General features: G+C 40.2%; 34 protein-coding genes. 4 read left to right on the top strand and 30 right to left on the bottom strand.

Going from position 1 to position 27,000, the window contains the following annotated elements:
• Positions 1-21 precede the first annotated feature (21 nt).
• The 21 genes from CA598_RS07450 to CA598_RS07350 form a co-directional block, all read right to left on the bottom strand.
• Positions 22-426, bottom strand: a complete 405-nt coding sequence (locus tag CA598_RS07450) for a hypothetical protein (protein ID WP_094869860.1) — start codon at positions 424-426, stop codon at positions 22-24.
• A 67-nt stretch (positions 427-493) separates the two neighbouring features.
• Positions 494-1,267: a DUF817 domain-containing protein gene (locus CA598_RS07445; RefSeq protein ID WP_094876098.1), complete on the bottom strand. Its 774-nt coding sequence runs from the start codon at positions 1,265-1,267 to the stop codon at positions 494-496.
• Positions 1,268-1,334: 67 nt separating this feature from the next.
• The gene (locus CA598_RS07440; RefSeq protein WP_042187934.1) at positions 1,335-1,550 is read right to left on the bottom strand and encodes a helix-turn-helix domain-containing protein; all 216 of its coding nucleotides are present in this window, start codon (positions 1,548-1,550) and stop codon (positions 1,335-1,337) included.
• A gap of 10 nt (positions 1,551-1,560) precedes the next feature.
• Positions 1,561-2,034 carry a DUF2975 domain-containing protein gene (locus tag CA598_RS07435; protein ID WP_094869858.1) on the bottom strand — a complete coding sequence of 158 codons (474 nt, stop codon included), beginning with the start codon at positions 2,032-2,034 and terminating at the stop codon, positions 1,561-1,563.
• Positions 2,035-2,240: 206 nt separating this feature from the next.
• On the bottom strand, positions 2,241-2,456 hold the full coding sequence (locus tag CA598_RS07430) for a helix-turn-helix domain-containing protein (RefSeq protein ID WP_042127458.1): 216 nt from the start codon (positions 2,454-2,456) through the stop codon (positions 2,241-2,243).
• A 10-nt stretch (positions 2,457-2,466) separates the two neighbouring features.
• Positions 2,467-2,949, bottom strand: a complete 483-nt coding sequence (locus CA598_RS07425) for a DUF2975 domain-containing protein (RefSeq protein WP_094876097.1) — start codon at positions 2,947-2,949, stop codon at positions 2,467-2,469.
• 227 nt (positions 2,950-3,176) lie between these two features.
• Entirely contained in the window at positions 3,177-4,376 is a 1,200-nt protein-coding gene (locus CA598_RS07420) for a hypothetical protein (protein ID WP_094876096.1), read from the bottom strand.
• Positions 4,377-4,400: 24 nt separating this feature from the next.
• Positions 4,401-5,246 carry a hypothetical protein gene (locus CA598_RS07415; protein ID WP_094869855.1) on the bottom strand — a complete coding sequence of 282 codons (846 nt, stop codon included), beginning with the start codon at positions 5,244-5,246 and terminating at the stop codon, positions 4,401-4,403.
• Complete coding sequence (locus tag CA598_RS07410; protein WP_094869854.1) at positions 5,243-5,929, bottom strand: ATP-binding cassette domain-containing protein; 687 nt, start codon at positions 5,927-5,929, stop codon at positions 5,243-5,245. Before CA598_RS07410 ends, CA598_RS07415 begins: the two co-directional genes overlap by 4 nt.
• Positions 5,926-6,342 carry a GntR family transcriptional regulator gene (locus tag CA598_RS07405; protein ID WP_094869853.1) on the bottom strand — a complete coding sequence of 139 codons (417 nt, stop codon included), beginning with the start codon at positions 6,340-6,342 and terminating at the stop codon, positions 5,926-5,928. The genes CA598_RS07410 and CA598_RS07405 overlap by 4 nt, the downstream gene beginning before the upstream one ends.
• A 479-nt stretch (positions 6,343-6,821) precedes the next feature.
• A complete protein-coding gene (gene pgsA / locus CA598_RS07400) occupies positions 6,822-7,226 on the bottom strand; it encodes a CDP-diacylglycerol--glycerol-3-phosphate 3-phosphatidyltransferase (RefSeq protein ID WP_256990391.1) in 405 nt (134 codons plus the stop codon).
• Positions 7,227-7,234: 8 nt separating this feature from the next.
• On the bottom strand, positions 7,235-7,897 hold the full coding sequence (locus CA598_RS07395; protein ID WP_094876094.1) for a uridine kinase family protein: 663 nt from the start codon (positions 7,895-7,897) through the stop codon (positions 7,235-7,237).
• A 40-nt stretch (positions 7,898-7,937) separates the two neighbouring features.
• A complete protein-coding gene (locus CA598_RS07390) occupies positions 7,938-8,174 on the bottom strand; it encodes a DUF3977 family protein (RefSeq protein WP_094869850.1) in 237 nt (78 codons plus the stop codon).
• Between the two features lie 152 nt (positions 8,175-8,326).
• On the bottom strand, positions 8,327-8,983 hold the full coding sequence (locus CA598_RS07385) for a CatB-related O-acetyltransferase (protein ID WP_094869849.1): 657 nt from the start codon (positions 8,981-8,983) through the stop codon (positions 8,327-8,329).
• Positions 8,984-9,169: 186 nt separating this feature from the next.
• A complete protein-coding gene (locus CA598_RS07380) occupies positions 9,170-9,457 on the bottom strand; it encodes a DUF2691 family protein (RefSeq protein WP_256990384.1) in 288 nt (95 codons plus the stop codon).
• A gap of 83 nt (positions 9,458-9,540) precedes the next feature.
• Positions 9,541-11,037 (bottom strand): malate:quinone oxidoreductase, encoded by a 1,497-nt coding sequence (locus CA598_RS07375; protein WP_094876092.1) that lies wholly within the window; start codon positions 11,035-11,037, stop codon positions 9,541-9,543.
• A gap of 246 nt (positions 11,038-11,283) precedes the next feature.
• Entirely contained in the window at positions 11,284-11,544 is a 261-nt protein-coding gene (locus CA598_RS07370; RefSeq protein WP_094876091.1) for a hypothetical protein, read from the bottom strand.
• Positions 11,545-11,747: 203 nt separating this feature from the next.
• On the bottom strand, positions 11,748-12,749 hold the full coding sequence (locus tag CA598_RS07365; RefSeq protein ID WP_094876090.1) for a Gfo/Idh/MocA family protein: 1,002 nt from the start codon (positions 12,747-12,749) through the stop codon (positions 11,748-11,750).
• A gap of 30 nt (positions 12,750-12,779) precedes the next feature.
• The gene (locus CA598_RS07360; RefSeq protein WP_094876089.1) at positions 12,780-13,868 is read right to left on the bottom strand and encodes a Gfo/Idh/MocA family protein; all 1,089 of its coding nucleotides are present in this window, start codon (positions 13,866-13,868) and stop codon (positions 12,780-12,782) included.
• A 30-nt stretch (positions 13,869-13,898) separates the two neighbouring features.
• Positions 13,899-14,660, bottom strand: coding sequence for a sugar phosphate isomerase/epimerase family protein (locus tag CA598_RS07355; protein ID WP_094876088.1), 762 nt, complete (start codon positions 14,658-14,660; stop codon positions 13,899-13,901).
• A gap of 24 nt (positions 14,661-14,684) precedes the next feature.
• Positions 14,685-15,848, bottom strand: coding sequence for a Gfo/Idh/MocA family protein (locus CA598_RS07350; RefSeq protein WP_094876087.1), 1,164 nt, complete (start codon positions 15,846-15,848; stop codon positions 14,685-14,687).
• 158 nt (positions 15,849-16,006) lie between these two features.
• Between CA598_RS07350 and CA598_RS07345 the strand changes: the two genes are divergently transcribed.
• From CA598_RS07345 to CA598_RS07335, 3 genes are all read left to right on the top strand, one after another.
• Positions 16,007-16,840 (top strand): helix-turn-helix domain-containing protein, encoded by an 834-nt coding sequence (locus CA598_RS07345; protein ID WP_094876086.1) that lies wholly within the window; start codon positions 16,007-16,009, stop codon positions 16,838-16,840.
• A gap of 79 nt (positions 16,841-16,919) precedes the next feature.
• A complete protein-coding gene (locus CA598_RS07340; RefSeq protein ID WP_094876085.1) occupies positions 16,920-17,351 on the top strand; it encodes a GNAT family N-acetyltransferase in 432 nt (143 codons plus the stop codon).
• A 31-nt stretch (positions 17,352-17,382) separates the two neighbouring features.
• On the top strand, positions 17,383-18,273 hold the full coding sequence (locus tag CA598_RS07335; protein ID WP_094876084.1) for a LysR family transcriptional regulator: 891 nt from the start codon (positions 17,383-17,385) through the stop codon (positions 18,271-18,273).
• Between the two features lie 290 nt (positions 18,274-18,563).
• Here CA598_RS07335 and CA598_RS07325 read toward each other — a convergent pair whose 3' ends face one another.
• From CA598_RS07325 to CA598_RS07310, 4 genes are all read right to left on the bottom strand, one after another.
• A complete protein-coding gene (locus CA598_RS07325; protein ID WP_094869838.1) occupies positions 18,564-19,256 on the bottom strand; it encodes an ABC transporter ATP-binding protein in 693 nt (230 codons plus the stop codon).
• Complete coding sequence (locus CA598_RS07320; RefSeq protein WP_094876083.1) at positions 19,253-20,371, bottom strand: ABC transporter permease; 1,119 nt, start codon at positions 20,369-20,371, stop codon at positions 19,253-19,255. Before CA598_RS07320 ends, CA598_RS07325 begins: the two co-directional genes overlap by 4 nt.
• A 69-nt stretch (positions 20,372-20,440) precedes the next feature.
• A complete protein-coding gene (locus tag CA598_RS07315; protein ID WP_094876082.1) occupies positions 20,441-21,817 on the bottom strand; it encodes a sensor histidine kinase in 1,377 nt (458 codons plus the stop codon).
• Entirely contained in the window at positions 21,814-22,491 is a 678-nt protein-coding gene (locus tag CA598_RS07310) for a response regulator transcription factor (RefSeq protein WP_094876081.1), read from the bottom strand. The genes CA598_RS07315 and CA598_RS07310 overlap by 4 nt, the downstream gene beginning before the upstream one ends.
• 139 nt (positions 22,492-22,630) lie before the next feature.
• Here CA598_RS07310 and CA598_RS07305 point away from each other — a divergent pair, with 139 nt between their 5' ends.
• Positions 22,631-23,104 (top strand): ferritin-like domain-containing protein, encoded by a 474-nt coding sequence (locus CA598_RS07305; RefSeq protein WP_094876080.1) that lies wholly within the window; start codon positions 22,631-22,633, stop codon positions 23,102-23,104.
• A gap of 186 nt (positions 23,105-23,290) precedes the next feature.
• Here the strand turns inward: CA598_RS07305 and CA598_RS07300 are convergent, their stop codons facing one another.
• The 5 genes from CA598_RS07300 to CA598_RS07280 all read right to left on the bottom strand — a co-directional run bounded on the left by CA598_RS07300 (position 23,291) and on the right by CA598_RS07280 (position 26,883).
• The gene (locus CA598_RS07300; RefSeq protein ID WP_143812400.1) at positions 23,291-23,506 is read right to left on the bottom strand and encodes an SDR family oxidoreductase; all 216 of its coding nucleotides are present in this window, start codon (positions 23,504-23,506) and stop codon (positions 23,291-23,293) included.
• Positions 23,507-23,561: 55 nt separating this feature from the next.
• The gene (locus tag CA598_RS07295) at positions 23,562-24,026 is read right to left on the bottom strand and encodes a MarR family winged helix-turn-helix transcriptional regulator (RefSeq protein ID WP_256990383.1); all 465 of its coding nucleotides are present in this window, start codon (positions 24,024-24,026) and stop codon (positions 23,562-23,564) included.
• A gap of 54 nt (positions 24,027-24,080) precedes the next feature.
• A complete protein-coding gene (locus CA598_RS07290; RefSeq protein WP_094876078.1) occupies positions 24,081-25,274 on the bottom strand; it encodes a metallophosphoesterase in 1,194 nt (397 codons plus the stop codon).
• Between the two features lie 187 nt (positions 25,275-25,461).
• Positions 25,462-25,872, bottom strand: coding sequence for a bacteriohemerythrin (locus CA598_RS07285; RefSeq protein ID WP_094876077.1), 411 nt, complete (start codon positions 25,870-25,872; stop codon positions 25,462-25,464).
• Between the two features lie 141 nt (positions 25,873-26,013).
• Positions 26,014-26,883 carry a cation diffusion facilitator family transporter gene (locus CA598_RS07280; RefSeq protein WP_094876076.1) on the bottom strand — a complete coding sequence of 290 codons (870 nt, stop codon included), beginning with the start codon at positions 26,881-26,883 and terminating at the stop codon, positions 26,014-26,016.
• Between the last annotated feature and the right edge of the window lie 117 nt (positions 26,884-27,000).

Here is a 27,000-nt window from a genome sequence, read left to right as displayed (position 1 = left end):
GCATTTGAAAGATATTCAAATCTATTTCATTTCCTTTACAACTGGTTCCGATGTTGAAATAATATCAACGACATGGTCAATACAACAGATCCCATAGTGCTTATATGGTTTTGGAAAATCCTTTGATGCGAATATTCTATTAGAAATAAAATCAAGATACCTTGATTTTTTATAAATCCTAAATGTATTTCCGTCAAATTCCTCGTAATCATCCCAAGAAGTAAAGAATTCATTTTTAATCGAATATGCAATATAGGAGTGAAAATCAACTTGTATTATGGGAGAGTTTTTCTCACCATCCATAAGTGGCTCAGCTATATCACTAACTTTGCTTTTACAAAAAGATAACCTTAGTTGATTTACCTCTGGCTCTATTAGACCAAAGAAAAATACATCCTGCAATTCTTTTAAATCTGTATATTCCATCTCATCTCCTCCTCAACACTAATTTGTTCTTACTCCATGTACTACTATTTCCTTTGAAGCCAATACTCTACTCTTTCGCTTTACGGTTAGCTTTAACATGTTTAAGCTGAGCAACTATAATGACACTAATAATGACCAGAAGGAACCATGAACTGATCTTACTAACACTAACCACATGCCATACCTGATTCTGATCAGGATATTTCCAAGCATTAAAGAATGTAGCGATATTCTCAGCTAACCAGATAAAGAAACCTACTAAGAAAAAAGCCAGTGTCAAGGGCATCCGATAAGTAGTGTTTCGTACCCGATAAATGATCCAAGTTTTCCAAAAAACAATGAGTACAAGCCCCTTTAGCCACCAGCGAAAATCAGGAATGAAGTGATGCGTGAAAAAGTTAAGATAGATAGCTGCTCCGAGCGATCCCGCAGCAGCAAGTCCCGGCCAACCCGTCATATCCATTTTCAGCCTACGCCAAATTTGACACATATAGCTCGCGACGCTCGCATACATAAACCCGCTATACAGTGGCACTCCAAACACCTTGGTTAGCCCGGGTTCAGGGTACGACCATGACCCCATTCTTATCTTATAAATTTCCAGAAGCAAACCTATAATGTGAAATACACAGATGACTTTAATTTCATCTAGCGTCTCTAATCCAGTACGGTACATAAGATATTGAACGGTAAGCAATATAATAAGAATGGCATCATATCGGTATATGTAAGGCAGATCTATTAAGTTAGAAAGAGCTAAAGTCCCAAAGATCGAAATAGGAAATATGCAACTCATCGCCTGATGATAGCCAAAATGCAGAAGCTGCGTTATTGATTTCAAATGATTCTCTCTCCTTTCCAGGCAATGCTGATCTTTTTAATCTGCGGAGTCAATTACTCATTACGATTTAAGCATCTTCGTCCATTAGGTATTCTAAAATATCTCCAGGCTGACATTCTAAAGCTTTACAAATCGCATCAAACGTTGATAATCGAATCGCTTTTGCTTTTCCATTTTTCAATATAGAAAGATTGGCCATTGTTATTCCAACCCTTTCTGTAAGCTCTGTAACGCTCATTTTTCTTTTAGCTAACATCACGTCAATATTCACAATAATCGCCATTATCTTCACCTCAGACTGTTAAGTCATTTTCTGATTTTATTTCTATGGCATTTTTCAAGAGCTTTTGAAGAACAGCAGCAAAGACCGCAATCACAATTGGAGCACAAGTCATGACAAGTCCGAGTACAATTAGACCTGGTGCATCAGCTTCCTGTGCCATTTCGTAAATAAGTGGCATACCCGCCGCATATAAGATACTGATGATGATTGCACAGTAAATTATATTTTTTAAAGCCTTAATAGATAGTTCAGAGAACGCTTTGTTCTTGTCAATGTAGCTTAGAAGTCTTAATGCCTGATATAAAGCTACGAAATAGGCTATCACCGTTACATAAACTCCTATAAGAAGGGGATAAACTAAATATACGGGATATTCTCCAGCTGCCTTGTTAGGAATCGTAGGTAACCAAAAAATACACAAAGCAAGAACCGGGAGTCCGATAAGAATTACAACTATCTTCAAAAAGAGTGTTTCTCGTTTCATAAACTGCACCTCACAAAGTTAATAATCTGGATTCAATTTAGCACATAATATATCGTTTTACAATATATTTTGATTGTATTACAATTATTTTTTATCTTTAATATATCACCCCCTTTTATTTCCCACCTCCAATCATTGCACATCAAAAAGGCCCCCTCCTCATAAAGATTGAGAAAAGAGCCCTGCCTCTACCGTTCATTTATTTCTTAAGTCTCCTCGTCACTTTTGTATTCTAAAATATCGCCAGGCTGACAATCCAAAGCCTTGCAGATCGCCTCTAATGTTGATAATCGAACCGCTTTCGCCTTTCCATTTTTCAATATAGACAGGTTAGCCATTGTTATTCCAACCCGCTCCGAAAGCTCGGTCACGCTCATTTTTCTTTTAGCCAGCATCACGTCAATATTAATAATAATCGCCATTGTTTTCTCCTCAGACTGTTAAGTCATTTTCTGATTTTATATCAATAGCTTCCTTCAAAAGCTTTTGGAGCAATGCAGCAAACACTGCAATCACCATGGAAGCAAAAATCACAACCATCCCAATGACAAAGAACCCCGGGGTATCATCTCTCTCCGCGACGAGATAGAAAAGCGGCAATCCTACTACATAAATTCCACTGATTAAGATTGCACAGTTCCTGATGTTTTTTAATATCTTTACAGATAATTCTGAGAACGCATTGTTGTTGTCAATATACCCTAACAGTTTAAATGCTTGATATAATGCAAAATAAAAAGGTATCGCCGATGCATACAAAACAATGTACAAGAGATATTTAATATAGGTTTGATCGGGATATAATTCTGCCGCATAATTCGAAATCGCAGGCACAAAAATTATACACAAGGCAAGAACTGGAAGCCCAATAAGAACAACAGCGATCCTTAAAAAAAGCGTTGATCCAAGTTTCATAAAACACACCTCACAAAGTTATTTTCAAAATTGAATCTAACATATAGTTTATCGTTTTACAATATATTTTAATCGAAATATAGTGTTTAATGACTGTTTTATATTTCTCGACTAAAAGGCCGAGGAAATTGACTATTAGAAGTCATTAGCTCGGCCTTTGTCCTTTTTATATCTCTTTTTGTTTCTTTATGTCTCTTTATATCTAATTTTCTATTCTAAAAATTATGCTAGAACTGACCGAGATCGATAAAATTCAAATCCATGTTAGCTTCATCTTCAGCCTGATTTGCGGCCTCTGTTGATATTGCTTTTCCTTCGTACTCAAGGTTACCGCTTGTCAAATTAAATACATATAGACGATTACCTTTGAAATTCTTATAACCCATAATATAGAGATGGTCTTGTTTAAAAGCATAGGTAATGTTTTCACTTAAATCTATATTTGTATTCTTCAGAGTAGTCTCATATTCTTTACTCACAAGATCGTAAGAAATAACTGTGAATCCTATATTTTCCTTACTCGATACAGCTTTTTGCAGGAAATAAATTTTCTGTCCATAGGCATTCATAATATTATTCAATAACATTTCATGCCCTTGGAATGCGAGCGGCGAGATTTGTCCTGTCTTAACATCCACTTGATATACCTTTCTATGATTATCTCTACTAATCCTTAAAATCCATTGCTCAGTGTGCTCCAGATTTTGATTGGCTAACCATGCGTATTGAGTATCCCCGTCTGCTGCTACAGATTTACCACCTGGTAACGCGAGCGGCTCATTCTTAATCTCTTTTGTTGTTAGATTGACACGGAGGATCTGCGGTTCAGATACATAGCCTTTGGCACTGTGATTCATAAACACCATAGCAACAAGCTGCTGATCAACAAGCTGTACATTTTGAACATAAATATCTGAAACATCATAATCTACATTGATATCGGATGTGATTTCAAACGTATTGTTCTTCTGCTTGTTGAGTACAGAAATACTAAGCTTTGCATTTCTCTTCGCTGATGAATCATTTGATCGCTTCGTATCTACTGTCGCATTAACATAAGCAAGCATTTCCTCATTCTCATAGAAACCAGATGTGTTTGTCTTACCGCGCATGAACTGACGATGCACTTCAATCCACTGATCCATTTGCGTTTTCATTGGTCTTTGATTTAAGCTTTGGCTTGTCGCAGACTTTTCATCTGGATAATCTGTACCTTTTGTAGTGATATAAGCTCGTTTGATACCAAAAACATTATCCTTACTCATGTAATTTCCGTATACTGCTATACCTTCAACGAGGGAAGCATCCCCTTGAACCGTCGTCAGCTTATAAATAGGTGGTGTCTCTTGTGAAGCCTGTACATAATACGTCCCGATTGTAACAACCGTGAACACTACAAGAACAGCGGTAAGCATATATTTTCTCATTCCTTAACCTCCATACCCCTTCTATTATACCGATATTTTCTTACGCAATAGATACAAGCTGTACCAAAGCGAACCTCCAACAATGATCACTATTAGTCCGAGACAAACGCCTATAATTTCTCTTGGATAGAAGTAGCTATCGTATCTGCTATAACCCATGCGATAGGGTATTGAGGCCAATCCAGCCAGAATCGCTAAGTATAGTACGATAAAGCCCATCCCTTTCAGTCTGTAGCTTCGCTCCATTAGAATCGCTGTGAACAAGACGATCAAGCCCGTAATGCCCAGTCCATAGTATAGTAAAAACTCAGAAAAGTAGGGCGGAACCAGAACTTTAAGTACAGTAGGATACTTCAAATAATCAAATATCGAGATGTTCCGATATAATTCAGCAGGAAGGATCGACTGTGCTATCAAACGCTCCAGTGGAACAAGGATAATTTGCAGGGCGACAAGTCCAAATGCGAATAGCAAGATCGTAACCAGTTTGGCAAAATATAAATTCGCCCGATTGGATGGCAACGTGAGCAGACGATATACTACCGTATTTTTACCTCTCCAGTCACGGTACCAGATGAAGCAGCTATATATTAGCAACACTGTTATGCTCAAAAATATGGGTCCGAAATATAACAATCCATTATAGCGAGCATACATCATACTGTTTAGCTGAATATATCCTTTCACATTGTGATATTGCTCAAGCGTCCATTGATTCACTCTTATTGTTTCATTGGCAGAATCAAGCCAATGATTAGCACCAATGGTGACGGCTACAAGTTGCAAGGCGACTGTCAGCACCATGAGTCCAATATATATTTTGGCAAATCGGTTCATTTCAAAATTCAATAGCTTCACAAAAGCTCTCATTTCATGTACACCTCTCTCATTACGTCCGTAATGGACTTACCTTCCTGCTCGCGAACTTCTTCACAGTAGAATTCACGTTCTACCTTCCCATACTGCAGTAAGACTACTTTATCAATTAAATGCTCAATATCGTTAATTTCATGAGTTGTGATAATCACACCACGATTCTCTATCAATTCGCTCGTGAATACATCAGTTATTTGCTCGCGGCTGAACATATCAATCCCCGAGAACGGTTCGTCCATTAGGATGTAATCACATTCCAAGGCAAGTCCGAGCAACAAATTTAACTTCGCAGCCATCCCCTTAGACAATGAGGATACGCGATCTGAAGAGCTCAGTTGGAAGAACTTAAGCATTTCCTCTGCACGTTCAGCGTTCCAATTCCTATAAAAGTCAGCCATAAAGCTCAAGCAATCAGCAATTCGCATATTGGAGGGCATCGTTAACGAATCTGGAATGAAGGTGATTTTCTCATACATCGCAGGTGTTAGTGACGCATTATCGATTAAAACTTCACCTTTGTATGGTGTCAGTCCCATGATGGACTTCAGCACCGTCGACTTCCCGGCACCATTGATTCCGATCAGGCAGGTAATCTCTCCCTTGGCAGCTGTGAAGCTAACGCCATTTAGGACCTTCTTGAATCCATAATTCTTCACCATCTGATTCACTTGGATCATCTTGTGTCACCACCCTCTGGAGATAACTTTCGCTCCGATGTATATTTTGTCTTTATGATCTCTACCAGTTCTTCAACTGGAATTTGAATATTCTGAATGGAACCGATGAATATATCCACTGCACTTTCGATTAATTCAGCACGAATCGAGCTTAGGATCTGCTGATCCTGTGTAATTCGGCTCGGGGAATTTCCTTCTGTTACGATCAAACCCTGTTCCTCCATTTCCTTATACGCCTTCTGCGCCGTGTTCGCATTAATCTTCATTACGGATGCCAGTTCACGCCGTGAAGGAATCTTATCTCCTGCTCCGATTTGCCCTGTAGCAATCTGTTCTTTAAAGTAACGGACAACTTGAATATATACCGGCTCTCGAATATTAAAGCTGACACCTGATTTTTGTTCTTTTGTCATACAACCAACTCCATATACTAAGTGTGTGTACTAAGTGGTTCATACATCTTATTTATGTACTATACGTGTAATACACTTTTCTGTCAATCGTTCAGATTTGAGCATAGGCTTCTAAGATTATCGTTCTTAGCCATTGTATTTTGTGCAACAGAACTTATTTAAATCGAGCTGAATGATACTTCTGTTGTATTTTGTACAATCGATCCAATGAAAATTGCCCATTATAGCACATTTCCCGTAGTTTGATTGCACAAAGTACAGTATATGGTAGTTAATGAGCGAGAATAGTGATTTCTATTGTACAATCTGCAATGGGAACGTAAAGTTGAGTTGTATCCACTAGTTTAAGTATTGATAATTCCATAAACCGCAAAAAAAGCTGCCGTGTGGCAGCTTTTTGCTTAAAAAGTATAGCATCTCAGAAAAGATATCGAGGGTAATAAACAATTATAATTAAACATGCGGGTGATGGCGGACTTTTATCCCCATCTCTCTAATTTTAAAAAACGATAGTTATTTCTTATGTAGTTAAATCCTGAATAGATAGTTATGACTAGTGAAAAATAGATTAGGATTTGATCGATAGGTATATTCGTAATAAAAGCGAATGGATGATTGTCTAACATAACAGCAGTAATTGCAATCACTTGAGACACCATTTTAATTTTTCCGTATCGATCAGCTTGCAACACTATTTTCTGAGAGACAGCGACAAGCCTAATCCCTGTAATGATCACTTCCCTTGCTACTATAATTAATGCTACCCATGCGTATAATCTATGCTGACTGACTAGCAAGACCAACGCAGCAGATATGAGCAACTTATCCGCTAATGGATCAAGTAACTTTCCAAGGTTCGTAACCTGATTATACTTTCTAGCAATATACCCATCTAGTTTGTCAGTGGCTTTTCCCTCCTGAATTCATTTTCAAGAATATAGCCTTCTTTGGAATTTTTTATAACGATATCAAAGTTTCGATGAAATGGATGCATGAATAACTCATATTGAATTCTACGGTCTTCATGAGATTTTCTTAAATATTTGATGTCTGTTCCTCTTTCAGAGACATCACGTATACTCCTTCTCATCAATTCAGTGTCTCCATCCGTATATAAGTAAACCTTCAGATCAAATAAATTTGGGTCTGCAAAAGCAACGCTCATGCCCTCTACAATATTCACTCTGTTTTGTGAAGCTATCATTGTACTCTTTACATAATTCGTGTCTATTGTATAAAAATCTAAACCATCACGCATCATTCGGATGTCTCTCTCTAGAGCAGATATATTATGAGCAGAAGGATGACAAGCTGTCATTTTATTACTATGACGTTCATTGTTATATTCATAATCGATTATAGTGTACTTTCTAAGATGAGAGCCGATAATATAGGGATCAGTATTCATATAATTCACATTCTCATGACCCAGGAGCTTTAAAAGATTATGGGCAAATGTTGTCTTTCCAGATGCACCATGACCCGAAATCCCAATAGTAACTCTTTTTTCCTCACTGCTTATCAAATTGGCTATTTCATTTAATATTTTATCCATAGTTCCCTCCATCTTGTCGTTATATGTACGCTCCTCTATTCTAGAGGCTTGTTATACCAAAAATAATCTTAAACGCGTTATAACTTTTCTTACTTTTTTTAAAACCTTCCTTTAAGTCTAGGATAACTACAGTTTTGCCAATCCAAATCCTGAGATATAACGAACGGAACCTTACCGGTTTCACAATTCCTTTTTCTTCAAATTCACTTCCATCCTCTAACTCCGTTTCAGTTCTAATAAACCATGTATTGCCGAGACCAAATTCAATATATTTCAGAATCTATCTCCCCCCATGAAAGAGTAGGCCTTACGCCCATTCATATTATCATACTAATTAGGATTAATATGGTAAATAACAATATTATCAAACTACCTTATCTGATAAAAGAACAGGCTGCCGAATAATTGTGGCAGCCTGTTGTGATTGTGTTATGATGTTATTTCCCTTAGATAAAACTCATATAATTGATCAATCGATGAACTTGAAAAGATAGATGTAGCTTGTTCGATTTTCTCACGTTTCCAATCGAACCAACGCATTTCCTTTAACTTTTCGATTTCACGATCTGCAAATCGTTTCCTAATCTCTTTAGCAGGGTTGCCACCAACTATTGTATATGGTGCAACATCTTTTACAACAACCGAACCTGCCGCAACAATAGCACCTTCACCTATTTTCACACCTGGCATAATCATTGCATTCATCCCAATCCAAGCATCACTTTCTATGATCGTATCCCCTTTGGGTTCATAAGAGGTTTCAATCTGGTCTAAAAAGGGATACACGGTAATCCATTCAGGATGATGATTGTGATTTCCACCCATTAAAATAATTACACCACTTGCAATACAAACATAATTTCCTATAATCAATTTATCTAAATGCCACCCAAAATCTTCGATCGGGTTAAATAACTTTCTTGACGGTTCATCTCCCCAAAGATATCTGACGCACCCGTCTTCAAAAGGATGACTATCGTAATAACCAGAGTAATATGAGTAATCCCCTACCTCAATCATTGGGTTGGTGACAATATCCTTCAAATACTTCGTTTCTGACCAGTGGTTAAACAATTGCTGTTTCATTCTTTCCCCTCGCTTCTAAGTAATTTATAGCATTTATACTTAGAAGCTTGATACAGTAGCGACATTCTTAAACCGTTTCAAACGACGAACCATCGTCCTCATCCTTTTCCTAATTGATGGGGCCATTGTAACAAACGAATGATTTGTTCGTCAAATCCCCTACGATCTAACAGAACTTTTATTTTTCTACCATACTGACAATCTTGTTCTGAAGTCATTTTCATTCGTAATGTACTGAACATCTTCATATCCATTTGCAATCGCATTATGGTACAGCGCTTCAAGCTTTCCTTGATCTTTACAATAAACTGTAGCATATTCACAATCAACGACTAAAAGTACAAGCTGGCAATCACTATTTAAGAACTCCTCATAGGTCTGAACATCAGTTACGTCCTTCTCTTGCGGAAAAGCCTTGAAGTTCGCAAAGATGATATAGTATTCGTTATTTCCAAAAGTTCTTTCAGAACTCAACAAAAAACCTATGAATTAAATCCATAGGCTTTCTCGAAGAAAATCTCTGTCAATTTTCAGACTTTCGAGCGATTGATCATTTTTTAACTATTCACTCGCTCTTTTCCACCTAGACCCAAAGTAGTTGCCGTTAATGTGTGCACTTCATGCAAAAGCTCTGGATTGTCCAGTAGTGACAGGCCATAAGAAGGAATCATTTCTTTTATTTTCGGTTCCCACTCTTTTATATGCTGAGGGAAACATTTATTAAGTACTTCAAGCATCACGTGAACAGCCGTAGAAGCACCTGGGGAAGCCCCAAGCAATGCTGCAATCGAACCATCTGCGGCGCTAATAACCTCTGTACCGAATTGAAGAATACCTTTGCCGTCCTCTGTATCTTTGATTACCTGCACGCGTTGGCCTGCTACGACTAGATCCCAATCCTCTATTTTGGCATTCGGGATAAACTCTCGTAATTCCTCCATGCGTTTTTCCTTCGATAACAACACTTGCTCGATTAGGTATTTGGTCAAAGACATGTTTTTTGCACCTGCAGACAACATCGTTAGGAGATTATCCGGTTTTACGGAAGTGATCAAATCAAACATTGAACCGGTTTTTAAAAATTTTGGTGAGAAACCAGCAAACGGTCCAAATAGCAACGATTTTTTGTTGTCAATAAATCTAGTGTCCAGATGCGGAACAGACATTGGAGGTGCTCCAACCTTAGCTTTACCGTATACTTTTGCATGATGCTGAGCTATAACTTCTGGTTTATTACACACCATAAATATTCCACTTACCGGGAATCCACCAATATGCTTCCCTTCAGGAATACCTGATTTTTGCAGGATATGCAAGCTTCCTCCCCCGCCACCAACAAAGACAAATTTTGCAGTATGATGTTCAATAGTACCGCTGTCGTTCTTCACTCTCAAGTCCCATGACCCATCGCTTGTACGTTTGATTCCATCCACACTATGTTTATAATGGAGATCTACATTTTTACTCTTTAAGTGATCAAATAATATACGCGTTAAAGCACCAAAGTTAACATCTGTGCCAGAGTCTATTTTTGTTGCTGCTATAGGTTCATTCGATGGACGATTTTGTATAATAAGCGGTATCCATTCCATTAATTTGCTAGAATCATCGGAAAATTCCATACCTTGAAACAATGGATTTTTTGAGAGCGCTTCAAATCTTCTCTTCAAAAAAGCTACATTCTTCTCCCCTAGTACTAAACTCATATGGGGCAAGGGCATGATAAAGTCCTGCGGATTATGTATCAGCTTACGATTTACCAAATAAGACCAAAATTGCATTGAAAGTTGAAACTGTTCATTAATTTGGATGGCTTTACTTATATCCACAGTTCCGTCGGATTTTTCGACAGTGTAGTTAAGCTCGCAGAGCGCCGCATGTCCAGTTCCTGCATTATTCCATTCATTAGAGCTTTCCTCACCTGCATTTTCGAGCTTTTCAAACACTTTAATCTTCCAATCCGGCACTAATTCTTTTAAAAGTGTTCCTAAAGTCGCACTCATGATTCCAGCACCAATTAAAATGACGTCTGTTTCAGTTGCACTTTTGCCCATTATTACCATCCTTATCCCCTGAATTTTGCAGAAAGGATGTGGGCGCTCCTTCTTAGGCGTCACACCTTTTCTGTCTCAATTATACCCTTATCCGAGTGTATTACAATTATTTATAAATTTAATATCTACTATTATATGAAAAAAATAAATTATTTAAAAGCTTGCAAAAAAGAGAGAAATAAGTCCTCTACGGTAAGGAACTTAAGCTACAGCCATAAACCCGCTTCATGCAAGGATTAATAACACCTAAGCATTATTAATAAAATAAATAAACATGCTGCCCACCGCAGCAAGATCAACGATTGCCCATAAGAAGCTTTTTCGAATTAACATGAGTAAAGCCGCAATTAAGCTAACGAAACAAGCAATGAGCATAATAAAAAAGGTGGTGAATAATCCGCCAGAAAGAAACATCAGTACGTATAATATGACAAAGGTAAAAACAATAGTCTGCACAATGGAAATTAGCTTGGTGTTCGTTCTAATGTTCTGTAATATTTTCTCCATATTGTATGCGCCCTCCAGATATCTTGCTGTATATAACCTATACTTACTTTAGATTATTCCACTAAGGAGAATTAATCAAATCTATCCTCGGCAAGTCGTAGTCTTCTTAGTGTTTAACCCAATGCGGGAAGTCCCTAAACACGAAAAAGCTGCTTCATTTGTAGATAAATCTACATATGAACAGCCTTCGCTATATTTATGACTTATTTGTTCCTCTGCGATGAGCTATAAATATGCTTCACCAGTTCCAGCGCTTTTACCCCCTCAGGACCATCCAGCCAAAACTTTGATCCACTGAAAATGTGGTCATAGAAGTCCTCGATTAGTCTCTTATGCCCAGTCCCCCAATACGATTTGCCTTCCGTAGGACTGAATATAGGCTCACAAACCAAGGTTTCCTTCCCATCTTTCCAAAGATACAAATGCTCTCGACGGAGGTTAAGAGTCCCCTCTTCAAAAACTAGCTCCAACTCCACGGGAGTGTTCTCGAGATAGGTATTTGTGCCATAAAATAGCCCGCGAACATTATTGGCGAAGTCAATACAAGCATGGGCAGTATCTTCTACTTCAATGACGCCATCCAGCACATCTGTGGTAATACTGCCTTTCACGGATTTAATTTCACCCCCATACCACTGAAGTAAATCCAAGGTATGAATGGTCTGATTAATTAGAACACCTCCGCCTTCCGTGGACCATCGTCCCCTCCAATTGCTATCTTTGTAGTAACTTTCATTTCGATGCCAGGTTACGACACCTTTCATACAAAGCAGTTTCCCTAATGTACCAGAATCAATCGTCTTCTTCATATAAATGGAAGCATCATTATAACGGTTCTGGAACACCACACCAAGCTGGCCGGAGCTCTCTTCCGCTGCTTCCAGCATACGCTTGGCTGAAGGAAGATCGACGGCGATTGGCTTTTCTGTTAACACATGCTTCCCTGCACGTAATAGCTCTACAGCCATTTCTGCATGCAGATAATGAGGTGTACAGAGATGTACAACATCAATACGATTATCATTTAGTATTTCTCTATAATCATCTGTGGCATCGCAGGCATATTCTTTTCCTGCTCGTGTAGCTTTATCAGCATCAATATCTACAACTGTAAGTAGGTTCACCTCTTTTATAGCTGATATTACTTTAGCATGGAGAGGAGATATCGCCCCGCAGCCAATAATCGCTACTCCAAGTTTGTTCACCTTTACCACCTCCATTCATTATTCCATTCGCTATTTAAGTTGATTAGGGGTTAGATTCATCGCCTGGGCTTGAGCCTTCAAACATAGTTCAGCAGCTTTGAAGACATGTGCTTGAGTCATGGCCAGCTCCGTCCGGTTCAGACAATCGAGGATAAGCTCACCAAAGAACGGAAATCCAACCTTTCCAGCTACATGCTCATAATGCTCCCCTTCCCCGTTCACCCAGTACACATGATCCAGTGTATTTGAACGACCAATATCAGTATATTTGCGCAGTTCAATGTAGCCTTCCGTTCCCATAATCATGGTGCGCCCATCTCCCCAGGTTCCGAGCCCGTCAGGCGTAAACCAATCTACACGGAAGTATTGGGTTGAACCATTGTCCCCAACAAGCGTAACATCACCAAAATCCTCCAATTCAGGGTAGGATGGATGATTATAATTTGCTACCTTACTGTGAACAACTGTAGCATCCTGACACTCTGTATAATACAAAAATTGTTCTATTTGATGACTGCCGATATCACACAGGATGCCGCCATATTTCTCCCGCTCAAAGAACCATTCCGGCCGACTAGAAGCATTTAATCGATGCGGACCTAATCCAATGACTTGAAGAACACGACCAATAGCCCCTTGACGGATCAACCGGCCTGCATAGATTGCGCTTTCAACATGAAGACGCTCACTATAGTAAACCATGTACTTCCGATTGGTTGCTGCGACCATAGCTCTAGCAGCATCCAGCTGTTCTAGTGTTGTAAAAGGGGTTTTATCCGTAAAATAATCCTTTCCATGAACCATAACCTTATTTCCTAAAGGGCCTCGTTCTGAAGGAATAGCTGCCGCTACAACTAAGCGAACCTCTGGATCTTCCAATATATCATCCATAGTCTCAGCAGCCTTAACTCCAGGATATTTGGCTATGAATGCTCTAACTTTCTCTTCATCCGGATCATATACCCATTTCAGCTCAGCACCCGCCTCAACGAGACCATTACACATCCCATAAATATGACCGTGATCTAGGGCAATAGCTGCGATGATGAATTCACCCGGCTTCACTACGGGTTTAGCTTCATATGTGGGTGCATAGGTCATCCCATCTATTCTATTCATCAGAATCCTCCTAATGGCGTTTTATCGATTCTATAATAGGCTAATAAGATAGCGCAGACTCACCTCTAAGCTCTCAAAAGGATCACGTCTACAAACATCCTGCTCCACAACGTACCATTCAACACCCGTCTCACGACAAGTAGTAATGATCTCCGCATAGTTCATGTTTCCTTCGCCTATTTCAGCAAAAACCTGTTTCCTATCAACTATCGCCATATCCTTTAAATGCACGACTTGCATTCTGCCTTTAACTTTACGTATCCATTCTACCGGGCTCGCACCACCAGCCTGCAACCAATATAGATCAAGTATGAAACCAACTGCAGGATCAGTCTCATTGAGCAGTACTTCCATTCCAGTAAAACCTTCAAAGCATTCAAATTCAAAATCATGGTTATGATAAACAAATTGCAGATCATGTTGTTCTTTTAGAGTTATTGCAATTTCAGATATCAATTTCGCGAATTCCCGGTAGCTTTCAAGCCCCGTACGAAATTCTTCCGGTAAACTTCCAAGTCCAATATATTTGCAATTCCACAGCTTATGCTCTGCGGCTAGCGCATCCAGATCATTCAATAACCGATCCCAGGACACATGGGTCGCACATATCGTCAGCCCTGATTCATCCGCATATTGTTTAACAAGCTTCGGATCGATTGGTCCAATTGCTGAAATCTGAATGCTCTCATAACCCATTGCCGATACCTTTTGAAAAGTTGATCTTAAATCCTCCGCAGTTTGAGTATAGTCACGTAACGTGTACATTTGAGCCGCAATCGTCGAACGTTTCATAGGATTTAACCTCTCTCCTTCGATTTAATGAGTTCCTTTAACATTCAATGTTTTAGTTTCTGAGGCTTCCTTTTGGAAAGTCGAATTTTTTACTTTGTCCATCAGCTTTTCGTAGAATAAATCCGAATCCATCGGAAGCTCCACCCAATTGTCCGTCCAAGCCGATAAATACATGGCATTTGAAAGGGTAAGCCCCTTAATCCCTTCCTCCCCGGGAGCAAGTAAAACCTCATCATGCAAAATGGCATTCGTAAAGTTCCGTAGAATCCCTTTATGCTGCTCCCCTCCGCCATCTTGTACAGGTATCTCACATTTCCAACATTCCGGACTACCGAAACCTCCCGTAAACTCTGCGTTGAACTGCGGCTCCGGTGTACGTAAACGCCAAAAGGTTAGCTTCCCGTCCTCCACTACGATTTTCCCATTATCGCCATTGATTTCAAAACGATTAGTTCCGGGTGCATCTCCAGTTGTAGTAATAAACAGACCTGTAGCGCCATTCTCGTATTCCACATAAGCGGTTACATCATCTTCAACCTCAATGTTGCGATATTTTCCAAAGTGGCAAAATGCTCTTATCCGCTTCGGCATCATGCCTGTCGTCCATTGCCATAAATCTAGCTGATGAGGATCTTGATTAAGCAATACCCCGCCACCTTCACCCGCCCATGTCGCCCGCCAGCCACCAGAGTTATAGTAGTTCTGCGATCTATACCAGTCGGTAATAATCCAATTCGTCCGGCGAATCTCACCTAACTCACCAGACTGAATAAGATCTCTCAGCTTCTGATACAAAGGATTCGTACGCTGATTGTACATGATTCCAAATTTGCGGTCAGACTGTGCTGCAGCATCGTTCATCTGTTGAACAGCTTTCGTATAAACACCTGCAGGCTTCTCCACTAGTACATGATAACCATACTGAAAAGCTTCGATTGCAAGTGTAGGGTGATCATAATGCGGAGTACAGATTAATACCGCATCCATGATACGTGACTCGAATAATTCCTTCGGCGTAGAATATTTCCTAACATTCTCAGGTAATTGCTCTTCAGCCCATTTCAAACGTTCTTCTCTTATATCACATACGCCTGTAAGCTCAGCCCCCTTAATCTCACTCAGAAGACTTTGCGCATGTGCGGTTCCCATATTTCCAATACCAATAATCCCATAACGAACTGTACCCATCTCTGATCACTTCCTTATTAATGGTTATGGTTAGAGGATATACTTTATTTAAGGACATGAACATGATCGAAATTAAGAACTATTTGTATTTAAGTAAGATGTTTTAGTTAAATGAAACCGTTATAATGAGGATATAAAAGCTTTAAAGGAGTTAAATGATGAACAATTCAGGGAACTTATCAGGACGTCTCCTGCAGAATCTCAAGGTTACTGTGACCCATGCCCAACTTAGTAATAGATATCCCGGATGGAACCGCATGCTGGAAACCCCCGCTTTTAATCGGCTATATTTTATTGATGGGGGTGAGGGGAAAGTAATTATAAACGGGATTACCTACTATCCGAAGCCAGGTCAGCTAATGATCATGCCTGCGGGGAGCACACAAACTACCGAAACTTCTATCGATGATCCATATATCCGTTATTACTGCCACTTTGATGCTGACATTGGAGAATGGCCTTTATTCCATGCGGAGAAAAAATTATACATCTGTGATTCGCCTAATCCAGATTCAATAAGGGCAATTTTCGTGGAGATGATCGAACAATTTCAAAAGGACGATATCTTATCTATCCTTCGCACTCAGGCTTGTTTGCTTAATCTCATTGCCACTTGTCTTGAATCAAGCGACAGTAGTCATACAGACTTTATGACGCAATTCATACACACCGGAGACCATGGGAAGCTGGCTCATGTGCTCCATTACATCGATAATTGTCTAAATAAGCCCATAGAGATTGATGAACTAGCAGAGCTTGTCCACCTGCACCCGAACTATTTTATACCTTATTTCAAAAGATTCATGGGGGTAACTCCCATGGCCTATGTTCAATTGAAACGTATGGAGCACGCTAAAAGACAGCTTTCTTACACAGATTACAGCATTTCAGATATTGCGGAACAAGTCGGCATGGAATTGGCTCATTTCTCTAAATATTTCAAAAAGGCGATGGGTCTCTCCCCATCCGCTTATCGAAATAGTACGAAGTAATTTACATAGAGATGTTCCTCTGAATGAGATGAACTATAATAAAAAAACAGCATGAAACAACATTATATTAAGGTGGCGGATGATCATACATATTAGGACAGCTTCATTTAGCGACACACAAGATATTGCAAAACTATCCAGTGAGCTCGGATATCCTTTAAATATCGAACAGCTAGCAGATAGACTTCAAGATATCAGAAATCGTAAAGATCATGCTATTTATGTAGCTGAGTCGGATAGCCAATTAATCGGATGGATTCACGCCAATGAGCGAATGTTAATTGAATCTCCACCCTTTGTTGAAATTTGTGGTTTGGTGGTCGATGGGCAGTATCGTGGAGAAGGGATCGGCAGACAACTTGTTGAAACCTGTGAACGCTGGGCAGCACAAATTGGAGTGAACAAATTAAGAGTGCGTACCAACCAGACTAGAGAAGATGCGGTACGTTTCTATACACGTATTGGATTTTCGCAGAAGAAAGCTCAGTTCGTGCTTGATAAGGAATTTTAAATACATTCGGGACTTTTAGTGAGGGAATTCTATGATTGTGGATACATTACGGGTTTTCGTTACAGTTGCTGAGCAAAGTCATTTTTCTAAAGCAGGAGAATTACTGAATCTATCTCAACCCGGTGTCAGTCTACATATCCGGAATCTTGAGAATGAACTAGGCGCAAAGCTTCTACACCGATCTCCGAAACAAGTAAAATTAACCGAAGCAGGTACAATACTTTATAATCACGCCAAACAAATATTGGCCCACTTCGAAGAAGCTCATCAGGAAATACAAATGCTTCAGGATGAGGTTACTGGCAGTATACATATTGGTGCCAGCTTTACGATTGGAGAGTATATATTACCCTCAAGACTTGCGGAATTCGCAAATCAATACCCACAAGTCAAGCTTCAGGTGACGATAGGTAATACTGAAGAAATTATTGGTGGGGTTAGAGCCAATGAATTGGATATTGGGTTTATCGAAGGAGAAGCCCATGAAAATGATCTGATCGTCACGCCTTACATGAAGGACGAGATGATTATCGTCTCCCCTGCCAACCATCCTTTGTCAAAAATAGTCTCTGTGGAACATGGAGTGCTACAAAATCAGGTTTGGGTTCTGCGTGAGCTCGGCTCTGGAACGCGTGCATTCAGTGATCATTTCATTCAAAAAGAAGAGATTTCTGTCAAAAGATCCTATGTCTTCAACAGTAGTCAAGGGGTTAAGGAAGCCGTTGCCTCTGGTTTGGGAATTGCGATGCTCTCCAGATGGATTGTGCGCAAAGAATTAGCAAGTGGTGAAATCTGTGAGCTCCCCATCAGACATCATCATCTTGAAAGACAATTCTCGATTATTCGCCATAAAGAAAGCTCCTCCTCCATGGCTACCCATGTCTTTATTCAAAAACTACTTGTCTCTAGGAAAGATAAGTAATCAAGTAAATCTTATAACTATGCCGGTCAATCTCCTAAGGATTGTCCGGCATTTTGTAATTTATTCGATTCATTACCTCTCTAATCATTGCCGGAGATAATCTGAACGCAGCTCATGCCCGAATTCTATTAGAACTGGCACTGTCATTCAGCAGTGATTTCAACACGATTAAAGGCTGGTTTGACACCTATGGCTCAGGTCAAGTCACCATAGCTGACAAATAAGAACAAACCCTTGTTCACACACAAAAAAAACGATTCATGCCATAAATAGCATGAATCGTTTTTTCACTAATTTTTGCTTAACTCATGTTCAACCAAATGTCCATCTTCCAGATGTAGCACTCGATCACACCATTCGAGCATCCGTTCATCATGAGTGACCATTACGGCAGCTTTACCCTCATTCTTTACTTCGTCAGCAATCATTTGCACAACTTCTCTACCTCGTTTGAAATCTAAGCTTGCTGTTGGTTCATCTGCAAACAAGATTGCAGGTTTATTCATCCAAGCTCTTGCGATAGCTACACGTTGCTTCTCTCCGCCTGATAGTTGCTCAGGATAATGGTTTCGACGTTTCCAGATATCCAGACGCTTCATCAAATCAGCTGCCCGTTCCTTAGCTTCTTTAGAACTCATCTTCCCCTGTTTAGCTACAAAGAGAAGCTGCTCTTCTACCTTCAAGTAAGGCAATAGCTGTGCGCTTTGGAACATAAAGCCTATTTTTTCTAATCGTAGCTCAGTCAGCTCACTTTTACTTTTATCTGTAAGTGATTCTCCGTCTATGAAAATTTCACCACTGGTTGGTGTAAGAAGCGCACCCGCCGCTGATAGGAACGTACTCTTCCCTGTTCCAGATGGTCCAAGGACAGCAACGAATTCTCCTTCATTGACTATAAGATTCAAATTGTTCAAAACAGATACTGTTGTATCGCCGTCTCCGTAGGTCTTGGTTACTTGCTTCATCAATAATTTTGCACTCATGCTCCAGCCCTCCCAATTGCTTCTAATGCATCTACTTTTGCCACTTTAGCGACAGAAATAAGTGATCCTAAAAGAGACATCCCCACGAACAAGCCGCTGGTTAATAGAATCGTAGAAGGTTCCAGTTGGAACGGCATAGTGTCTGGTAGTACCTGATTCATTCCAAAGGTTAGCAGCAAGCTAATACTAAGACTTGCAATGGCCAAAATCATAACTTGCCCGACTACGCTCCAAGCCAAGTAAGACATTTTTGTACCCATGGCTTTCAGAATGCCAAACTGGCTTGTTTTCTGAATTGTAATGACATAGAAGAACACAGCCAGAACAAACCCAGCGATTACGAACAGAAAGGCAATCATCATAAGCAGTGAACCTTGTTCTGATGAATAACCCGGAATATTAGAGATCGCTACTTTTTGTGTAATAACTTCCACATTTTTTGAACTAGCAGAGATCTTATCCACTTGCGTTGCGTTTGCATTGAGCGCAATGACATTAAAAGGCACTCCTGATGTAGCCTCACTACCTTGATTAACGCCTTGTCTCATTTCCTGCCAATCTTTATTGTTAATATAGACTACTGGGGTATGGCTGTATGAGCTATTCTCAACATATCCTGTAACTTTAAATTCCTTCCCAGTTGCCTGATCTTGGATCGTACTGCCAATCTTAATACCCGACTGTTCCAAGTCACGATCAACGATGACACTTCCCTGCATATCATTCGTAATCTTATCACCTTCAATCACTTTTGGAGCCAGTAAACCGTTCATATCGACTGCGAAAAAAGTCACATCTGCTTTAGCATCCGCATCGTTCGTAGTCACTGTACTCATCTGTAGAGCGAGTGAAGAAGCGTTATTATCTCCTACTACTGCTCGAACACTACCCAGCTCCGTATCCGTTAACTGAGAACGTCTAAACGTCTGATCCGCATCCTTCTGCACCACATAATAGTTCGCCGGCATATTCTCTATTGCTGAGATATTAGCATACGCTAATCCTCTGGCCAGGCCCGTTACGAAAAGCACAAGAAAGGAAACCAATAACATGATTACCATTATTAACAGGTATCTGGCTTTAGAATGTCGCATTTCCCTTAAGGCTAGAAACATATTACCACTCCTTCTAATCTGTATAGTCACAGTTTAGAAGATGAAAATGAACGGAGTATGAATAACGAGTTACAAAAGCGGAAGAGTTACAGTAAAGGTCGTGCCTTTGCCAATTGTACTGGATACCTCTATGGTTCCGTTATGTGTCTCTACAATTTTTTGCGTAATCGCTAGTCCAAGACCGCTACTATGCGTTTCTCGTGTACGTGCCCGGTCGACTTTATAAAAACGGTCAAAGATGAGCGGTAAATCTTCTGCAGGAATGCCTTCCCCAGTATCCGAAAAGGCTACTACACAATTCCCTTCGTCTAGCTTTGCGGAAATCATAATGGACCCCTCAGCAGGTGTATATTTGATAGCATTAGTAATGAGGTTCATCCACACCTGATACAATAGATTAGAATCACCATGTACGCTAATGTCCGTAAGAATTAAACGAACCGCTAATTGCTTCTCTGTTAATCTCCACTCCATGATTTGTACAACCTGCCGCAGCTGTGCACGCAAATCTATCGGTTTCTTCTGCAGGGAATCCGGATCATAATCGAGGGAAGATAACGTTAGCAGCTGTTTACTAAGCATCGATAGACGATGGCTTTCTTGATCAATGATATTGAGGTACTCTATCCGTTCATCCTCTGGTAATGTAGGATCTTTAAGGGTTTGGGCAAATCCTTGAATAGAAGTTAATGGCGATTCGATTTCATGCGATACATTCGCAACAAACTCTTGACGGGCACGATTGGTCCGTTCCAGCTCACGACTCATAATCATAAAGTGTGAGGCTAACTGGCCAATCTCATCCCGGCGCCACGTATTTAATTTAATATCATATCTGCCTTTTGAAATCCGTTTAGTCGCCGTTGTCAAACGAGTGATGGGTCTGACTACATGCAGTACGCTGATCATGACGAATCCTAGACTGAATAACACGGTAAAACCGATAATCACAGCAAAAAACACGCGTAGTTCACCGAACTGAACCTCTGCATCCGGCCGCATGAATAACGCAAATGTCTCATGATTGACTTCAATAGGAACGCCTATCGTATTGCGTAATTGATTATCAAAAAAACCTGTAATAAATGCGCTGTCAGGAAACTCAGCAACACCGTGATAAACTTGTCCATTCAGGACCTTCTCTAATTGTTGCGGATCTAAATCCTCTTTCCGAAATGGCTTGCCGTAAAACCGGGATTGACCTTCTGCATCAGTTAAATAGATCTTATATCCCAGTACAGCTACACTTCGCAGGTAATCCTCCATAGATTCCGGGTGAGATTCTGCAAACTGCTGGATTTCAATGGCCATCCCCGTAAGCTTCGCATCGTTCTGCGATTTAATCTGAGCTTGGTAATAAATATTAGACACCAAGAAGCCAAGAAGGCTGCTCACCACAATGGCCGAGCAAAAGAGAATGCACATTCTCACATACAAAGACTTCACGAGCTCACCATCTCCAATTTATATCCAATTCCCCGTACCGTCCGAATCACAAAGTCATTCTGATAATCCACAAATCGTTGACGCAATCGCTTGATATGTACATCCACCGTGCGTTCATCACCTTCATAATCCATTCCCCATACTAGCTCAATCAACTCACTGCGTGAATACAATCTTCCAGGATATTGGGCCAGTTGTGCGAGCAATTCAAATTCCTTTACCGGTAACAATAGTACTTCATCACCATCAGTGATCTCATAATTTTTACGATCGATAACAAGTGAATTCAAGCGAATCCGATCATCTGAAGCGATGGAATAACGCCGAAATAAAGCTTTGATCCGAAACAACAATTCTTCCGGCTCAAAAGGTTTCGTTACATAATCATCTGTCCCCCGCAAATAGCCTTGTTCTTTATCACTTAGCTGTTGACGGGCTGTTAACAAAATGATCGGTATATCATACGTTTCTCTTATATGCTGGCATAGCTCTAGCCCATCTACGTATGGCATCATCACATCCACAATGGCTAAATCCGCAATGCTTTCTTTCAGTTTATGTATCGCGTCCCGGCCATCGCTGGCCTCCATTACTTGATAACCTTCTCTGGTCAATACATGCTTTAATAATGTACGAATATTACTATCATCATCTGCTACTAAAATCTTTTTCATCGTTTACACTCCCTGAATAACGGATGAACCCATAGTATCAACTTTAAAGGGTTAGAACAACTAAAGAACCGAAAGAGACCATTTTGGGCCATTGTACATATACTACTCTAACACTAACTTAACAGGAGGTTATTAAGAAATGTATTGGACACCCTTTTCTCAGAACAGATCTGAATTCAAACCTATATGGTCAACCTCTCTTCCACAAGCATTAAATTTAATTCAAGAAGCTGTGCAAGGTGAACGAAATGATGAGCTTTTCTATGATGAAATTATCCAACTAGCCCCGAACGCCGAGCAAGCCTCCATTATCACCTCCATACGAGATGACGAACGGGGGCACAACTTCATGTTCCGGGGGATGTTCAAAGAAATTACCGGGCAAGATATCACAGGGATTAGTAGTGAACAATATCAACGGATCAGTTCCTATGAAGAAGGATTAGAAAAAGCACTCCAAGGTGAACTGGCTGCAGTCGAAAAGTATCGCAAAATATGGTTTGGTCTGCCTGTTGGAATATATCGCGATACTGTATATGGGATTATATTAGATGAATTAAAACATGCCAGTAAATATAATTATTTACTTACTTTAGATCGAACCACTATATAGTAGAATTAGTCAGGATCATTATTTAAACCTGAAGAAAAGTGAAAAGACTTTCCTTCAAAGGGGTAACAGGCCGTCCCATTAGTCTCTCCATATCTTTTGAAGTAGAAGCTGTATCTATTTTCCCGAGGAATGAATAAATCCAGTGCTGAATGCTTGAATCCTGCCGATGAACGATTCTTTTTCCTGTCAGCTCGGATAATACCTCCGCAAGTTCGCTGAAGTCCCAAGCGTGTAGTGCAGCCAATCGCCAAAGCGAATCTCAACTCCTTTTTCCAAAAGATCATTTGCTTTCTCCCGATCACGAACACATGCGATAATCTGACCTGCTGGAACAAACTGAAGAAGAAGGTCTATAATCAAACTTCCTAATTGACCTGTAGCCCCAGTAACCATCATTGACATAACACTCCAACCTTTCTGTTGCATGTTTTCGAGACCACAACATTATTATTTATATCTAGCCATTGCTAAGCTTTTCTAATAAAATGATGAGTTGCCGAAGCTCTTGTTCATCCAGACCCTGCATACGTTCAGCGACCACTTGACGATTTCCGGGAAGATGCTCTAAAAGTAATCGCTGTCCTTCGCCCGTGATCGAAATCACGCTTTTTCTACCATCCTGGGTATGAGTCCAGCGGGTAATCCAACCCTCTTTCTCTAGGGGTATCAGCAACAGACTAATATTACCTTTGGTAACCCCAATATTGTGAGCCAATGTAGAAGGTGAAATCGTTCCGCCCTGTTTGGATATTTCTACTAGGATACGAATTCTTTCAGCATTTAATCCTTTTGATTGCCAATATTTATCTGAGACAGAAACTAAGCTTGCAGTAGTTTCACTAAATTGAAAAATGCCTGAGTATGCAGCGGCTGATTCAATACGAACGGTTGTAAATGATCCATCAAAAAAAGAAACTGCCACATCTCGCAGAAAATTTCTACGGATAAGGCAGTCTCAGATCAATTATGTTTTCTGTTAGATTAACACCGTTTTTGTAGACACGGCTTCTTCACTGTATTGTTTAGTTCCTTCTAATACCACTTCAAGCTTGATGATCTCCGAACGGCTGGCTAGACGGATTGGAGGTCCCCAGGTCCCATAACCAGAGGAAACAACGACATGCAACTTATCCTTGCGGAGGTAACCCCAGTCCAGTTCGAACAACCGCTTGGTGATCCAGTGATTAGGAGCAATCTGTCCACGGTGCGTATGCCCTGAGAGCAGAATATCTACTCCTTCCTGGGCAGCGACATCAAATCCGGTAGGCTGATGATCCATCATGATCACAGGACGTGTCAGATCAAGGCCATTCAATAAGGAGTTAACGCTCAATCTGCCACCGGCTTCCATCGTCTCGGCAGTCTTATCTTTTCGACCTACAATATACGTTCCCGCCACTTCTTCAACTTCATCCTGTAGAACTTTAATACCTATGCTTCTCATTAAATCTGTATATTCCTTAATCGAACCACCGTAATATTCGTGATTGCCCAGTACCGCGTAGACACCATGACGTGCTTTTAGTTGTTTCAGCTGTTCACTCATACGATTGCGAATAAAAGGCTCAATACTATCGTCAAGTACATCCCCAGCCAGCAATATCACATCAGGCTTCATAGCATTCATCTGGGCAACCATTTTTTTGAGATGCCGATTGCCGACGATATTCCCTAAATGTAAATCGGATGCAACCGCGATGGTAAGTGGTGTACTAGTTCCGATGGATTTATCAATGGGAATAGGATGTGTACGAACTACTGTACTCCAAGCGTTGATCGAACCCCAGACTAGAAAAACAACCAATAATATTAGCAATGTACCACCCGCTTCTGAGATGTAGCGCGTTCGATCGACACCCATCCAGCCCAGCAGCACATATAACAGATCAGCTAATGGCAACATGATAATAGCAAATTCCATGCAAGCTAGATAATACGACCCAATCACTTTGAAGAATCTGGCTAACGGCTTCACTATTGTAGGCCACGGTATCATTCCAATGACATACGCAAAGGCAACAAGCAGGAACAATGTCCAGAACAGAACAGCGGAAGCACCTGAGAACCATTCATGGACAAGCAGCCAACCGTGATACCCAATGTAAAAATTTACAAGGCCCAGAATAAGCAGCATAGCAAACCCTGAAGCTAACATTCGTATTGTTTTCATCGTTCCACTCCCCTTTACCATACTAACTCTATACATCTTATCTCAAATCATAACACAAACCGTTAACCCAGTATAAATTACGGTGCTGTCTTCGGAAAACGTATCAAATAACATACCACAATTCTTTATCACATTCCCCGTCAAAAAAAAGAAAATGCCCGTCGGCATCTTCGTTGGAGGTAATCAGTTATACAGCTCGATCACGGGTGGCCATACACTCACCAATTAGCTTATCGCATTTATTAATGTGATTCAGAAGCCAGTCGGTTAACGTACGGTTAAGCTTAATCGTTGAGAGAACGGAGACTCCCTTAGTTTTGATCGTTTCTTCTAATTCAAGAACGGCTTTTACAAAATCGGCATGCGTCTTACGATGTTCGGCCAATTCAGGAAAATCGATCTCTTCCATCAATTGCTCTTCATTGCTAAAATGCTCGATGGTATATTCCTTCAAGAATTTCAGCGTTTCTTCGATCTTCTCTTTCCCCTGCTGCTTACTGCAAGCATCAAAAAATTCATTCAATTTCGAAAGCAACAGTCTGTGCTGACAGTCTATTTTCTCAACACCGATATCATAAGAATCCTTCCATTCAATCACAAAATCACCATTCCATTTCCTGAAATTAACATATCGATAAATACAATTAATTCTCCACCTTTCCACTCAAAAGATCTATTAATAAAATCACAGAGAAAATCCCATATCCATCCAGAGAAAAATCACACTACGTGTTTGCCTCTACTTCAGTCCCGGTTCTATGTGTACAAGCACAGTTGACACTTGGTGCCTATCTTTCAATTGTTCTTCAATTTCTTCCGTAATATCATGACTCTGCACCACACTAAGCTCGGAATCTACTAATACAGTTGTATCTACTAGCACGTTATTCCCGTGGATGCGAGCTTTGATATCTTTTATAGATTGCACACCTTCAATTTCAGCGACGGTTTCTTTCATGAGTTCAAGCTCTTCGGCATCAAAACCATCCGTTAAGTCATGTGTAGCTTTACTAAAGATATCCCATGCCGTCTTACAGATAATCAGGCCGACAATAATCGCTGTAAGCGGATCAAGCCATGGAATTCCAAATCCAGAAGCTACAATCCCGACAAAAGCACCTATGCTAACTAAAGCATCTGATCGATTATCTAGTGCTACAGCTCGCATAGCGTTACTATTAATTGAACGGGCCAGTCTAATGTTATACCTATATACGCCCATCATTATCACAGCACAAAAAACTGCGGTCCAGGCTGCTATAAGATCTGGACTTTCCAGTTCGGGTTGTATAAATTTGTTCACGCCCTGGTACAGTACCTGAAGTCCTACGACAATCATAATAAATGAAGCAATTAAGGATGCTACGGTCTCCGCTCTGAAATGCCCATAGCTATGATTGGAATCCGGCGGTCTCCTGGAGATCTTAAGGCCGATTAGTATGGCGATAGAAGCGATAATATCCGTACTGTTGTTCAGTCCATCTGCAAGTAGCGCTTGAGATCCCGCGACTGTACCAATAAACAGTTTTATGGCGGATAGGAATATGTAGGTAACTATGCTTAGCCATGCTCCTTTTTCACCTTGTTTGATGTCGTTGTAATTTTCCAAAAAAAAGAACCCCCAAAGAATAGTATTGTTCTATACTACACTCCGAGATTCGGGTGGGTCTAGAGAAACAGTGTTGCTAAGAGGCGTAATAGTTCCCTCCGTCAAATAGAGTTGCTA

Source organism: Paenibacillus sp. VTT E-133291 (assembly GCF_002264395.1).
GTDB lineage: Bacteria > Bacillota > Bacilli > Paenibacillales > Paenibacillaceae > Paenibacillus_AQ > Paenibacillus_AQ nitricinens.
Note: the sequence above shows the minus strand (reverse complement) of the source record. Positions and strands in the feature narration are given on the sequence as shown.